This is a genomic window from Acuticoccus sp. MNP-M23 (assembly GCF_031195445.1).
GTDB lineage: Bacteria > Pseudomonadota > Alphaproteobacteria > Rhizobiales > Amorphaceae > Acuticoccus.
In genome coordinates this window covers 1875655-1888606 of the sequence record NZ_CP133480.1, presented here as the reverse complement: position 1 = coordinate 1888606, position 12952 = coordinate 1875655, and the positions used below count along the sequence as shown (strand labels likewise).

Genomic DNA, 12952 nt, shown 5'->3' with positions numbered 1-12952 from the left:
TGTCGAGGTGCTCAGCTTGGTCTAATGCTGGGCAGGGTGATACCAAGTGCGGTGGCCACGTTCGGTCGTGTTGTATTCGTGAGCTGCTGCCCAGCGAGCGGCAGGCCGAAACCCCAGAGCAGACACTCGAGATAGTCTCGCCCCGAACCGAAGGTGCTGTCGGAAAGGACCAGAAGATAGGTCCCGAGCCCCCAGGTCAGCAGCAGGTAGATCGTCCAGGTCACGATGCTAAGGTGCTGTATCTCAACGGTGAGAAGCTCGCGCGTCAGCGGCCGGCGCTGACGAACGCGGTGAGCCTCCTCGGTTGCGTCTACAGACGACATGGCGGGTGCGACAGCCTCGGCGACAGTCCTGTGCCAAGTGTCGATCGCAGGAGCCGCGGGAAGGTCGCTGGACGAAGGCAGCGCGTTGCCCGCCAGCTCTTCGAGCGCCTCGACCGCGCGGCGGATCCCCTCAATCCGCTCCCGGCTCGCTTCCTGCGCGACGGCATCGAAGCCGTCCGCGATCAGAACAAGAGCCACCTCGGTCCAGTCGGCTCCCTTATCGATCGCTACCTTCAGCTGCGTTTCCTTCTCGCCGCTCTCCCCACCGAAGTCCCAAACGGACGGCAATCCGTGCTTCTCGAGTCTCGACGGCTGCAGATGGTCGCGAATTCGCTCAAGCATTCGGAGCGTATTCGCTATTGGAGCAGCTTCCGGTGTTTCCGTCTTTACGTTGATCGTGTCGATCGCGCCCCTCAGCCTGTCCTCGATCGCGTCCAGCCGCTGGAGCAACTCGGCGACGGGGAGGAGAGCACGGGCACGGTTCATGCGCACGCGCACGATGGCCGTGAGGAGAAAGGCGACGACGACGCCAATGAGGATCGCGACCGATCCGAAGATCTTCGCTTGCAGCGTCGTCGCATCGAAGCTTCGCGATACGATCAGGCCCGCCGGATCCTGGTCCGAGATCAAGGTGATGCCGCCCGCGAAGGTGCCGATCAGCGGCGCAGCATCACGTGCGGCGAGCCCGAGACGATGGATGGCACCGCCTTCCAGTGTCAGCGCCGAGCCGCAGCTCTGGAGCACACCGTCATCGTCGATCCTGCAGAGGCGAAGCACATGGACCCCCTGCCCATTCGTCCCCGCAGCCTGCGGAAAGTTGGGCAGCGCCCGCACGTTTGTGGCTTCGACGGGGCCGACGCGAATCGTGATCGGGATCGGGTCGTTGGCGCCTCCAAGCGCGAACTTGCCAAGGTCCCGGTCGATGATCTGCCAAGAGAAGGCGCTTTTGACAGCCACGGTCAGGACGATGCCACCGGTCAACGAAGTTCCGCCGCTAACCGGGAGACTTACCGAGAGAACGCGCTCGTGCGCGTCGACCCCCTGGTCGCCAGGCGCGAATATCAGCGGCAGGGCCCATTTACGTTGAGTGCCGGCCTGTGCGCCGATCGGGATCGGCGTGCCCGCCGTGATCTCCGGCGCGTGGGACAGCCCGGCGCTAAGGACCGTCACCGTCGGGATCGCCGCCTCGGGCACCCCCGGTACGCCGGTCGCGCTGAGTATGACCGTACGCGTCACGGTGGCGCCTGTTCCGGATCGTGACTTAAGCACGATCTCACTATCGGCAAGCGAGAAGTTACCCTGGGCCACTGCTGGTCCCGTGCAATGAGTTGCCGCAATAAGGCAGATAAACAGGCGGCCGAGCAATCTCATTGCATCAATAGCACGTCGTTCATCAGCCGACGTCTGCGTCATTAGCTAAGCGCCATGACTGCTTGCAACGCTCTCTCCGCATTAACGCGACCCCGACCCAGCTTTCCGTCAAGCCCAGGATTTTCGGCGCTCATGTCATCACAATTGTCTTCGAGAAGCTGGCGGACTTCCTGGTTAGACAGCGACTTTCTGGCCGACCAAATGAGAGCACACACTCCAGCGACATGCGGTGCTGCCATTGACGTACCACTTTTAAAATCGTGATCCGATGAAGGAATGCAGGAGAGAATGTCGACGCCGGGCGCGTTCACGTCTACCTGAGAGCCGACGTTCGAAAAACTCGCCCGCTCTCCTCTTGAATTGAGAGCGGCCACACATATCGCGTTGCGGTGAACTCCAGGATACTGAGGCGGATCCGTGTCCATATCTCTTCCAGCGTTCCCTGCAGCGAAGATGACGATAGCACCCCGAGCCACCGCCTGGTCGATCGCGAAGAGGATCGCAGTAAAGTTGCCGCTCGCGCGCCAAGAGCAGTTTATCACGTACCTCTGGGCGGGACTCGCTTCAGCCTTCCCGGAAGCGAAATTGATCGCATCGGCTCGATTTGCATTCATCCCGGCGCTAAGATTAATGCGGAGCGGCAACAACCGGCACTTCGGCGCTACACCGCATATGCCCGGTCCGTTGTCGGCGATCGCGGCAGCGGTTCCGCATACGTGCGTACCATGCGAACCGTTATCGTCGGGCGACCCGTCTGGGGCGGCAAAATCCCAATCTTCGCCATTCCTTTCCACAAGATTACCAGCGAGATCGGGGTGACTCATATCCATGCCAGTATCGATGACCACGACTACGACATCGGGATCTCCCGACGTGGTGGTCCATGCATCCAGGACGCGAACATCGATGCCCGCCCTACCGGCAACTCCTTCGACCGTCTGTCCCGTGTTTTGGAGCCCCCAAAGCTCACCGAAGCGGCTATCATTCGGCCTTGGCGCTTGCGCGTCGTCGAAACCGATCTCGCTCGGTTCGGCAAACATCACGCTGGGCTGCTCGTTGAACAATCTCACTGCCTCGAAAATGTCCTTATTCTCGGGGACGGCGATCGTGTAATATCCTGGTGTTCGCTGTTCGATGACGACGTGGCTGCCGAGATCGGAGATCGTTCTCGTCGCTTCCTCCCGATCGATCTCTTGATTGAACTGCACGGTGATTTCGTCGGGGAGAAAGTACCTCGTCAGCCCATCTGCATCCTTGAACGCCGGAATTGCATTGGTGAAGTCCGCAGGTACCCCAATGCGCGTGACCGCTATACTGTCGGCCTCCGAGTCGACTTTGACTACCGCAACGCCTCTCTCCAGATTGAGCCGCGAGACGCCGTTGAGTGAACCGCTCTCCGAAGCGGATCGGATCTTGGCTTCTGACACCCCGGCAGTCTCGGTTTCCGACGCCGGAGGCATCGTTAGAACGAGCTCGTCGGGCTGCGGGGAAAAGCTGGCCGTCCGATCTTGATACTTATCGTAATACTTGAAATCTTCCGGAACCGAAACGTGGTTTTTGTCCATGAGACTTATCTCCATTGTCCCATCTAATATCTTACCGACCAACAACGCCTGCCGAGATTAGCGCGCCCTTTGCGTACCGGAAAGGTGCTGTCTAATTTTTTTTCCCGACGTGGGCGCCATAGGTTCCGACCCGCTCTACCTTCCGCCGGAGTCCAGTTCAGACAGAGGACACTCCAGGGAGCAACGTCACGCCATAAAAAGCTTGACCATTCTTCCATAAGCGCACAGCGCCGAATGAAGTGATCGCTGCGGTTATAGGCGGCAGCAACACGGTCGCCGGCGGCGTGTGCCAAGGCGGCCTCGCGCACCTCGATCGTCGCGTCGGTGCATTCCGTGACCCAAGTCGAGAAGCTGGACCGAAATCCGTGGACGGTCAGCCCGTCGAGCTTCATCCGCTTAAGCACCGCGGCGAGCGTCATATCGGACATGGGCCGGCCGGGCTTCGTGCCGGGGAAGACGAGCGCGCCCGACTCCCCCCTCGGCATCGCCAGCACAACGGTAAGCGCGGCAGGCGACAACGGCACGCGGTGTTCCCGCCCGGCCTTCATGCGGCTTGCCGGAATGGTCCACGTTGCATGGTCGAGGTCGATCTCGGCCCACGTTGCGCCTCGCACCTCGCCGCTGCGAGCCGCCGTAAGGACGGTGAAGGCAAGGGCACGCGCTGCCGTTCCGTGCCGTTGTGCCAGCGCCGTCATGAAGGCCGGAACGTCGGCGTAGGGCATGGCGCCATGATGGCCGCGTTTCAGCTTGCCGGCCGCCGGCAGGATCGCCGAGAGATGGCCGCGCCATATCGCCGGATTGATCCCCTCGCGCCAGCCTCGCGCACGGGCGAAATCCAGCACGCGCTCGACCCGTCCCCGCAAGCGCGAAGCCGTCTCCGGCTTGGTGTGCCATATAGGCGTTAGGCACGCGAGCACGTCGTTGGTGCCGATCTCGGCGACGCTCTTGCCCTGCATCGGTTTGCAGTAGGTCGACAGGGTCGAGCGCCACTGCGCTCGGTGCTTGTCGTTCTTCCAGCCGGACTCCATCGAGCCTATGAACTCGGCGGAGGCCTCACCGAACGTTGGCACCCTGAGGGCGGCGGTCTCGGCCCAAGGGTCTTCGCCCTCATCAAGCAGCGCTCGAATGCGGACAGCCTTCTGCCGCGCCTCCGAGAGCGGAACTTTCGGGAAAGCCCCCAAACCCTTCTCACGCCGCCGGCCACCCGCGTTCGTGATGAACTTCCAGTATCGCTTGCCGCCTGGCTTGACGTGCAGAAAGAGGTTGCCGCCGTCCGCATGGCGCCCCTCGCCGAGCGCCTTCACCTGGGTCGCCGTGAGCCGTCCCGCCATCCCGCGTGCCCCTCATGTGCCTAACAGAGTGCGTAACGGACACCCCGGACAAGGACAGATAATTGCGGATGCAGATGGACAGACGCAAGGGGCACGCGCCAGGCTCCCTGCAGCTCTCAGAAAGGTGCGGACATGCTTGGATGGCTAGATGGCGGAGGGAGAGGGATTCGAACCCTCGAGACGGTTCCCCGCCTACACACTTTCCAGGCGTGCGCCTTCAACCACTCGGCCACCCCTCCATTGCGGGCGGTCAATAGCAAAGCCTGTTCCAAAGGGTAAGGGGGGGAATGACGATTTCGCGACGAACCCACCGCCAACCCGGAGATCAGCGGCAGGCAAGGCACCCTTGGCAGTGCGGCGAGCGACGATTTGGTGCGCTTCAGCAGTCCGGAACGGCGCAGCAAGGCAAGACGCGGCGGGGCGTTGGCGGCACGGCGGGGCACCAACGATGTCAGGCGCCTTCGGGCTTGGCGCCGAGCCTTTGTGCAATCAGCGCTCGGGTCTCTGGCACGCCGTAAAGGGCGATGAACGAGCCGAAGCGCGGGCCCTGCTGCTGGCCGAGGAGCACCTGGTAAAGAGCGCCGAACCAGTCCCGCAGCACATCGAAATGCTCCTTGCCCACCGCGTACACTTCATTCTGGATGGTTTCACCGTCAGCGCCTTCCAGCGGGGCGATCCGCTCCGACAGTGCCTCGATGGCGGCGCGCTCGGTCGCCGTGGGATCGCGGAACGCCTTGGTGGGGGCCACGAAATCCCGATAGTAGCTGAGTGCGTAGCCCACCAGGCGGTCCAGCTGAGGCTCGGTTTCCGACGTCGCATCCGGCGCATAGCGCGAGATGAAGCCCCACAGGACGGCCCGCTCGCTGGCATTGGACGCGGAGACGAGGTTGAGCAGCATCGCAAAGGAGATCGGCGTGGTCTCCACCGCGGCCGCACCGGCCTTGATGTGGAACACCGGGCTGTCGAGCCGGTCCGCGGGGGCCGCCTCGTTATATTTGCCGGCGAACGAGAAATACTCATCGACCGCCTTGGGGATCACGTCGAAGAACAGGCGCTTGGCGGCACGCGGCTTCTGGAACATGAAGAGTGACAGGCTCTCCGGCGACGCGTAGGTCAGCCACTCCTCCACCGACAGGCCATTGCCCTTGGACTTGGAGATCTTCTCGCCGTTCTCGTCGAGGAAAAGCTCGTAGTTGAAGCCTTCGGGCGGGGTGCCGCCGATCGCCTTGCAGATCCGGCTCGACTGGCGGACAGACTCGATGAGGTCCTTGCCCGCCATCTCGTAGTCGACGCCGAGCGCTGCCCAGCGCATTGCCCAGTCCGGCTTCCACTGGAGCTTGGCGGCGCCGCCGGTGACGGGGGTCTCGTAGCGCTTGCCGTCCGCCGGGTCGCGCCAGACAATCGTGCCGGCATCCGCATCGCGGCCCTCAAGCGGCACCTGCATCACGACGCGGGTGACCGGGTGGATGGGGAGAAACGGGCTGTAGGTGGCCTGCCGCTCGGCGCCAAGGCTCGGCAGCATGATGGCCATCACATCGTCGTACGCGCGCAGGGTCGCCAGCAGCGCCTCATCGAACCGGCCGGAGCGGTATGTCTCGGTGGCACTCATGAACGTGTATTCGAAGCCGAAACCGTCCAGAAAGCCGCGCAGGCGCGCGTTGTTATGGTGCGCGAAGCTCTCGTGGGTGCCAAACGGGTCCGGTACTTCGGTCAGCGGCTTGCCAAGGTGGGGTTCCAGGCGCTCGCGGTTGGGCAGGTTCGTCGGGATCTTGCGCAGGCCATCCATGTCGTCGGAGAAGGCGACGAGGCTGGACGGGATCGTCCCGCCGGTGAGGAGCGTGAAGGCGTTGCGCACCATGGTCGTGCGCGCCACTTCGCCGAAGGTGCCGATGTGCGGCAGGCCGGACGGGCCGTAGCCGGTCTCGAACACCACCGGCCGCGTGGCGCCGCCGAGCCGGGCGACAACCTTGCGGGCCTCCTCGAACGGCCACGATTTCGCGCGGGCGAGCGCGTCCGGATCAATGGCGGCATCGATGGTCGCGTGGCCCATCACGGTCTCCTTCGGCAAGCGGGGGCGGCCGTCCCGGGCCTGCGCGGCAGTTTCGCCGGCAGGCGCCAAGTCGCATCGGGCGCCGCATTACAATACAGGTGCCCGCTTTTTCACCGCCTGCCGTGCAAGGTCAAGGACAGGCCGATGGGCGCAGACAGGGTTCGCCACGCGCGACAGTTGGCCAGTGGGGCGTAGCACCGCCCTCCAGCCAGTGCTAAGGGCAGAAGACAAAGCAACCATTTCAACCGGACAAGACATGGAACAACCAATTTCGCACCACGAAGCCCTCGTATTCGCGATGGTCACGATGTCGGCCGTCGATCAGACGATGACGGATTCAGAACTCCGGCGGATCGGCGAGATCGTGGAGCAGGTGCCCGTGTTTCGGGAGTTCGACCCCGATCGCCTGGTGACCCTGGCGGAAACCTGCGGGGAGATCCTGCAGGAAGACGAAGGGCTCGAAACGATCCTGGACCTGATCAAGGCCTGCACGCCTGAGCACCTTTACGAGACCGCCTATGCGCTGGCGGTGGAGGTGGCTGCGGCCGACCTGCGCGTCCAGCAGGAAGAATTGCGCTTCCTGTCGATGCTGCGCGATGCGCTGGGTCTGGAAAAGCTGGTGGTTGCCGCCATCGAGCGGGGCGCCCGCGCCCGGCACCGCCGCCTTTAGACGGGCCGCCGACGTCCCGGCAGCGCGCGCCCTTTGCCGGGCCGCAGCCTAGTTCATGGTGCGGCGCGCATCGGGCAGATCGAGCGAAAAGGCGGGGACATCCACCAGGAAGCGCTCCCCGCCCGCAGTCTCCATCTCATATTGGCCCACCATGAAGCCGGTTGGCGTCGTCAGCGGGCAGCCGGAATTGTAGCGAAAGCTCTCGCCGCTCGCGATGACGGGTTCTTCGCCCACGACGCCCGGCCCTTCAACGCGCTCCACGTGGCCGGTGCCGTCCGTGATCGTCCAGTAGCGGTGCCGCAACTGGACGCTGACGTCCGAGAGGTTCCTGATCTCGACATCGTAAGCCCAGACGTACCTGGATTTTTCGACGGACGAGTGCTCAGGCAAGAAACTCGGCGCCACGGTCACCTCGATGCCGCGCGTATTGGCCTTGTACATTCAGTCATCGCCCTTGAAAACTCGTATGGGATATATGCAAAAGATTGGAAAATCGAACATCTTAGGCGCGAATCTGCGCGGCGATCGCCCTGGAGGTGCCATTTCCAGCGCAATATCCGAGAGTTGCGCATCGGCGCGGCCACGTCCACTGGTCTGACAAACGATGTTCGACACCCGCTTGCGCGTTCTTATCGATCCGCCGCTCAACCGCATGGCGAGGGTGCTGGACAAAAATGGTGTGTCCGCCAACGGATTGACGGCGGCCGGGCTCGTCCTCGGCCTTGGTGCCGCAGGGGCAATTGTGGCCGGCTGGTTCGGCGCCGCGCTGGCGCTGGTGGCCCTCAACCGCCTGGCCGATGGGCTGGACGGGCCGCTGGCGCGCTGCCGCGGCGTGACCGACCTTGGCGGCTATTACGATATTGTGTTCGACTTTCTGTTCTACGGCGCCGTGCCGCTCGCGTTCGCCATCCATGCACCGGCTGACAATGCCCTGCCCGCGGCGGTGCTACTGGCAAGCTTCTATGCCAACGGCGCCACCTTTCTGGCTTTCGCGGCGCTTGCGGCGAAGCAGGGCCGCACCACCGCCGTGCAGGGCGAAAAGTCCATCTACTATTTCGCCGGGCTGACGGAGGGCGCGGAAACCATTGCCGTGTTCATCGCCATGTGCCTGTGGCCAGGCGCGTTCGGGCCGCTCGCCTACGTTTTCGCTGCGCTCTGCTTCGTGTCCGCCGGGGCGCGCATCCTGATGGTGCGCGACATGCTGGGGCGCTAGAGCGTTTCTCGCTCTAGACGTCCTTCATCAGGCGCAGCGCGTCGTAGATGGCAGCGTGGATGTTGCGGCTCGCCACAGCATCGCCGATCCGCCACAGGGTGTAGGCGCCATCGGGGTTGGTGGTGACGGCCTGCTTGCGTCCTGCGATCAGCGCTGCGATGTCCACCTCGCCGCGGTTGGTGGAGGCGTCCTTCAAGTCGAAATAAAGCTGATCCATCGGCTGGGTGCCGTTCTCGATCACCACCTGGTCCGCCTCGCGCACGATGGTGCGTCCGCCATATTCGTCAAAGAAATGCGCGGCCAGCCGGTTGCCCTCGCGGCGGATCCCGACGAGGCGGAGGTTGATCGCCGTTTCCACGCCATGCTCGGCGAACACCTTGAAATATGGCGGAAACGACGTGCCGCCCACCTCCGGCCCGAGGATGCGCTCCGGCGTCACCAGCGATACCTTGGCGCCCGTGCCGGCGATGAATTCCGTCACCGTCAGCCCCGGATGCGCGCCGTTGTCATCGAAGACGATGACTTCGCGGGCGGGGCGCACTGCGCCGGACAGGATGTCCCAGGAAGAGGTGGCGAGGTCTTCGCCCTCCTCCACAAACGCATGGTCGGGCATCCCGCCGGTGGCGACCACCACCACGTCGGGCGCTTCGGCGGCGACCTCATCGGCCTCGGCGTAAACGTCTGTGCGGATGTCGACGCCAAGGCGCTGGCACTCGGCAATGCGCCAGTCGACGATGCCGAGGATCTCGCGGCGGCGCTTGAGGCTGGCGGTTAGGCGGATCTGGCCGCCGGGCTCGCTCTGCGCCTCGAACAGCACCACCGCGTGGCCCCGCTCGCCGGCAACACGCGCCGCCTCCAGCCCGCCGGGGCCGCCGCCGACCACAACCACCTTGCGGCGCGGTCCCTCAGCGCGCGCGATGGCGTGCGGCATCAGCCGCTCGCGCCCGGTGGCGGCGTTGTGCACGCAGGCCGCCTCGCCGTTATAGATCGAGTCGATGCAGTACCCCATGCCGACGCAGGGGCGCACCTCCGCCTCCCGCCCCTCGATGATCTTGCGGATGATGTGCGGGTCCGCGATGTGCGCCCGCGTCATGCCCACCAGGTCGAGCTTGCCGCTCTCGATGGCGTGGCGCGCGGTGGCGATGTCCTGGATGCGGGCGGCGTGCATGGTGGTGATCTTCGTCTCGCCGCGCACCTCGCCGGCAAAATCGAGGTGGGGCGCGGAGCGGGCCCCCATGCCGGGGATGACGCGGGACAGCGCCTCTTCGGTGTCGAGCCGGCCCTTGATGACGTTGATGAAGTCGATCAGCCCAGACGAAGCGAACCGGCGGGCGATCTCCAGCCCCTCGGTGCGGTCGATGCCGTTTTTCGTGTCCTCGTCGCAGGTGAGGCGCAGGCCGAGGATCATCTCGGGGCCGATCCGCTCGCGGATGGCCTCCAGCACCTCGAAGCCGAAGCGCATGCGGTTTTCGAGGCTGCCGCCATATTCGTCGTCGCGGCGGTTCACCAGCGGGGAAAGGAACTGGTCGAAGAGGTGGCCGTAGGCAGTGATCTCGATGCCGTCGAGCCCCGCCGCCTGCACCTTTTCGGCGCCGTCGGCATAGGCGCGGATGACGCGGGCAATGTCCCAGTCCTCCATCGCCTTGGGGTAGGCGCGGTGCGCCGCCTCACGCACGGACGACGGGGCGAGGATCGGCAGCCAGTCGTGCGCGGACCATGTGGTGCGGCGGCCAAGGTGGGTGATCTGGATCATCACCGCGGTGCCGTGGTCATGGCACTCGTCGCTGAGCGCCTTCAGCCAGTGGACGGACTCGTCGCGGAAGAGTTCGATGTTGCCGAAGGCCTGCGGGCTGTCGGGCGCCACCACCGTGGAGCCGCCGATCATGGTGAGGCCGATGCCGCCCTTGGCCTTTTCCACGTGGTAGAGGCGGTAGCGGTCCTTCGGCAGGCCGCCCTCGGTGTAGGCGGGCTCGTGCGCGGTGGAGATCATCCGGTTCTTCAGCGTGAGATGCTTGAACTGGTACGGCTGAAGCAGCGGATCGGCGCGCATGGTGTTCTCCTTGGCCGCGATGGTCAGCGGTCCAGAACGATGTCGGTGTTGGGGCGGCTGGAGCACGGCAGGATGAAGCCGCGCGCCACTTCGCGGTCGCGGATGCCGCCATTGTGCGCCATGGCGACGTTGCCGGCCGTCATCAGGCACTTGCAGGTGCCGCACATGCCCTTGGCGCAGGACGAGGCGATCGGGATGCCAGCCGCCTTCGCCGCCTGCAGGATGGTGAGGCCGTCCGGGCAGTCGAACGAGCGGCCGGATTTTGCGAACGTGATCCTGCGCGTCGGTCCGGCGCCGGTTGCCAGCGCCTCTTCCATCGCGCCGAAGTCGAACGATTCCTCGGCGTAGTTCTCCTCCGCCACGCCGGCCGCCATCACGGCGGCCTTCATGTCGGCCATGAAACCTTCCGGGCCGCAGCACAGGATGGCGCGGGTGCCGATGTCGGGCACCAGATCCGCCAGAAGCTGCGCCTGAAGGCGGCCCACCGTCCCGCGCCAGCGTTTGGGCGCGCTGGTGGCGATGGTGGCAACGCGCAGGTTCGGCAGGCGCCGCATCAGCGGCACCAGATCGACCGCGGCAATGATCTCGCGCGGGTGGCGGGCGACGTGAATGAACGAAGCGTCGAGGTCGATCCCGAGGTCGGCGGCAGTGCGCACCACCGAGAGCATCGGCGTCACCCCGCTGCCCGCCGACAGCAGCACATAGCGATCCGCTTCAACACTGGCGGGGCCGAACCGGCCGGCGGGGCCGAACGCCTCGATCCCTGCCCCACGCACCAGCGCGTCGTGCAGATGGTTCGAGAACCTTCCGCCCGGCTTGCGCTTGACGGTGATCTCCACGCTGCGTTCCGACGCGGCGGACGAGGCCAGCGTGTAGCAGCGCTCTACCGCCTCGCCGCCAAAATCGGCGCGAAAGGTCATGAACTGGCCCGGCTCGTAGACGATCCGCGCGCCATCGTCGGGCGCCAGCACGAACGTCTTCGTGCTTGGCGTTTCGTCCCGCACGGCAAGGCAGCGCAGCATTCCCCATCGGTCAGCGCGCCATTCCGCGCGCCCGACCGGCCTCGTGAACGCGTTCACGCGTACCCGCTGGCCATCATGCGTGCCACGTACCACGTGGTCCAGTCGTTCAGCGTGCGCTCGGTAAAGCGGGAGTATGGCCCGGGCCGGTACCCTGCCGATCGCACGCCCTGGTGTGCGAGCGCCACAAGGTCCGCATCCTGGCGGTTGGTTTCGGTCCACACGGCGGTGAGGTTGGCGACGTCATAGTCGACGCCTTCTTCCGCATCCTCGTGCACGAGCCACTTGGTGCGCACCAGCGTCCTATCCGGGCCGAGGGGGAAGAGGTTGAACACCACGGCATGGTCGCCCATAAAATGAGCCCAGGCGTTGATGCCCCAAAGATGCACGTCGCCCGCCCCGTTGGCGACCATCGGCCCCAGCGGCACCTTCACGGCAGCGCGCGCGTTCGGCGTCTGGGACTCGCCGGCACCTGCAATGATGAGGCGCTGCGTGCGATAGTTGGTCGGCATCAGAACGTCACTCTCGACCGCTTCTGACGGGAGGCCGCAGGCTTCCCACGCGGCCGTCCGTTCGGCGTAGAGCGTCGCCAGCGCCTCCGCCTCGCGCTTTTCCTCCGGCGCCAGTGCGGCCGGGTCGAAGCCAAAATCGCTGGCATGAAATGACAGCGCCAGCTCGGGGTGGTTGGACGCGCAGTGATAGCACTCGCGGTTGTTCTCGACCGTCAGCTTCCAGTTGCCGTGCTCGACGATCTCCTGCTCGGCGGCAACCTTGGTGTGCGCAAGATTGTAGGGCGCAAGACGCTGCCCCATCAGCGCGGCCAGAGCCTCGATGTCTTCCGGCGGATCATTGGAGAGGCAGACGTAAATGAGCCCGCCAATCTCGCGCACGTTTACAGGCTGGAGATCGTGGAGCGCCTTGTCGAAGTCGAGGCCCATGTGGGGCGCATCGATCAGGTCGCCGGTCAGCTCGTAGGTCCACTGGTGGTAGGGGCAGACGAGCTTGCCGACAATGGATCGCCCCTCTGGCACAAGACGCGCACCACGGTGGCTGCAAACATTGTGAAAGGCGCGGATGCCACCCTCGTCATCGCGCACGATAACAACCGGCGAGCGGCCGATGTCCACGGCATAGACGTCACCGGGCTCGGGCACGTCGGCCACCACGGCCACGTTCAGCCAGCTCCGGAGGAAGATCGCGTCGAGGTCGGCCTCGAAGGCTTCCGCCCCCGCATACAGCGCGGCCGGAAGCGAATAACCGGGCATCCGGCTCCGCAATAGCCCACTCAGGCACTCGTGCCGCATATCAATTGATGATATCTGAGGCATGACTTGCTGCATCACGCGGCACCCCGTATTAA

At 64.8% G+C, this 12952-nt stretch carries 10 protein-coding genes and 1 tRNA gene; 2 read left to right on the top strand and 9 right to left on the bottom strand.

Going from position 1 to position 12952, the window contains the following annotated elements; all coding sequences use genetic code 11:
- Nucleotides 1–11: 11 nt before the first annotated feature.
- The 5 genes from RDV64_RS08960 to RDV64_RS08940 form a co-directional block, all read right to left on the bottom strand.
- Complete coding sequence (locus RDV64_RS08960) at nucleotides 12–1736, bottom strand: hypothetical protein (protein ID WP_309198929.1); 1725 nt, start codon at nucleotides 1734–1736, stop codon at nucleotides 12–14.
- A complete protein-coding gene (locus tag RDV64_RS08955; protein ID WP_309198928.1) occupies nucleotides 1736–3259 on the bottom strand; it encodes a S8 family serine peptidase in 1524 nt (507 codons plus the stop codon). Before RDV64_RS08955 ends, RDV64_RS08960 begins: the two co-directional genes overlap by 1 nt.
- A gap of 23 nt (nucleotides 3260–3282) precedes the next feature.
- Entirely contained in the window at nucleotides 3283–4590 is a 1308-nt protein-coding gene (locus RDV64_RS08950) for an integrase arm-type DNA-binding domain-containing protein (RefSeq protein WP_309198927.1), read from the bottom strand.
- 149 nt (nucleotides 4591–4739) lie between these two features.
- Nucleotides 4740–4829: transfer RNA gene (locus RDV64_RS08945), tRNA-Ser, on the bottom strand.
- Between the two features lie 212 nt (nucleotides 4830–5041).
- Nucleotides 5042–6640, bottom strand: a complete 1599-nt coding sequence (locus RDV64_RS08940) for a lysine--tRNA ligase (RefSeq protein WP_309198926.1) — start codon at nucleotides 6638–6640, stop codon at nucleotides 5042–5044.
- 256 nt (nucleotides 6641–6896) lie between these two features.
- On the opposite strand from RDV64_RS08940, the gene RDV64_RS08935 reads away from it, so the two are divergent.
- Nucleotides 6897–7310: a tellurite resistance TerB family protein gene (locus RDV64_RS08935; RefSeq protein WP_309198925.1), complete on the top strand. Its 414-nt coding sequence runs from the start codon at nucleotides 6897–6899 to the stop codon at nucleotides 7308–7310.
- Nucleotides 7311–7358: 48 nt separating this feature from the next.
- Here the strand turns inward: RDV64_RS08935 and apaG are convergent, their stop codons facing one another.
- The gene (apaG, locus tag RDV64_RS08930; protein ID WP_309198924.1) at nucleotides 7359–7751 is read right to left on the bottom strand and encodes a Co2+/Mg2+ efflux protein ApaG; all 393 of its coding nucleotides are present in this window, start codon (nucleotides 7749–7751) and stop codon (nucleotides 7359–7361) included.
- Between the two features lie 163 nt (nucleotides 7752–7914).
- On the opposite strand from apaG, the gene RDV64_RS08925 reads away from it, so the two are divergent.
- The gene (locus RDV64_RS08925) at nucleotides 7915–8523 is read left to right on the top strand and encodes a CDP-alcohol phosphatidyltransferase family protein (RefSeq protein WP_309198923.1); all 609 of its coding nucleotides are present in this window, start codon (nucleotides 7915–7917) and stop codon (nucleotides 8521–8523) included.
- 13 nt (nucleotides 8524–8536) lie between these two features.
- On the opposite strand, the gene RDV64_RS08920 is transcribed toward RDV64_RS08925, so the two are convergent.
- From RDV64_RS08920 to RDV64_RS08910, 3 genes are read right to left on the bottom strand one after another with little or no spacing between them, the layout of a single operon-like run.
- Nucleotides 8537–10573, bottom strand: coding sequence for an NADH:flavin oxidoreductase (locus RDV64_RS08920; RefSeq protein ID WP_309198922.1), 2037 nt, complete (start codon nucleotides 10571–10573; stop codon nucleotides 8537–8539).
- 23 nt (nucleotides 10574–10596) lie between these two features.
- Nucleotides 10597–11652 (bottom strand): hybrid-cluster NAD(P)-dependent oxidoreductase, encoded by a 1056-nt coding sequence (locus RDV64_RS08915; protein WP_309198921.1) that lies wholly within the window; start codon nucleotides 11650–11652, stop codon nucleotides 10597–10599.
- Nucleotides 11649–12896, bottom strand: a complete 1248-nt coding sequence (locus tag RDV64_RS08910; protein ID WP_309199465.1) for an SRPBCC family protein — start codon at nucleotides 12894–12896, stop codon at nucleotides 11649–11651. The genes RDV64_RS08915 and RDV64_RS08910 overlap by 4 nt, the downstream gene beginning before the upstream one ends.
- Between the last annotated feature and the right edge of the window lie 56 nt (nucleotides 12897–12952).

Bases quoted from the DNA above. Each gene is read 5' to 3' on its own strand.
- RDV64_RS08960 (WP_309198929.1), bottom strand. From the start codon at position 1,736: ATGACGCAGACGTCGGCTGATGAACGACGTGCTATTGATGCAATGAGA.
- RDV64_RS08935 (WP_309198925.1), top strand. From the start codon at position 6,897: ATGGAACAACCAATTTCGCACCACGAAGCCCTCGTATTCGCGATGGTC.
- RDV64_RS08910 (WP_309199465.1), bottom strand. From the start codon at position 12,896: ATGCGGCACGAGTGCCTGAGTGGGCTATTGCGGAGCCGGATGCCCGGT.
- apaG (WP_309198924.1), bottom strand. From the start codon at position 7,751: ATGTACAAGGCCAATACGCGCGGCATCGAGGTGACCGTGGCGCCGAGT.
- RDV64_RS08940 (WP_309198926.1), bottom strand. From the start codon at position 6,640: ATGGGCCACGCGACCATCGATGCCGCCATTGATCCGGACGCGCTCGCC.
- RDV64_RS08955 (WP_309198928.1), bottom strand. From the start codon at position 3,259: ATGGACAAAAACCACGTTTCGGTTCCGGAAGATTTCAAGTATTACGAT.
- RDV64_RS08950 (WP_309198927.1), bottom strand. From the start codon at position 4,590: ATGGCGGGACGGCTCACGGCGACCCAGGTGAAGGCGCTCGGCGAGGGG.
- RDV64_RS08925 (WP_309198923.1), top strand. From the start codon at position 7,915: ATGTTCGACACCCGCTTGCGCGTTCTTATCGATCCGCCGCTCAACCGC.
- RDV64_RS08920 (WP_309198922.1), bottom strand. From the start codon at position 10,573: ATGCGCGCCGATCCGCTGCTTCAGCCGTACCAGTTCAAGCATCTCACG.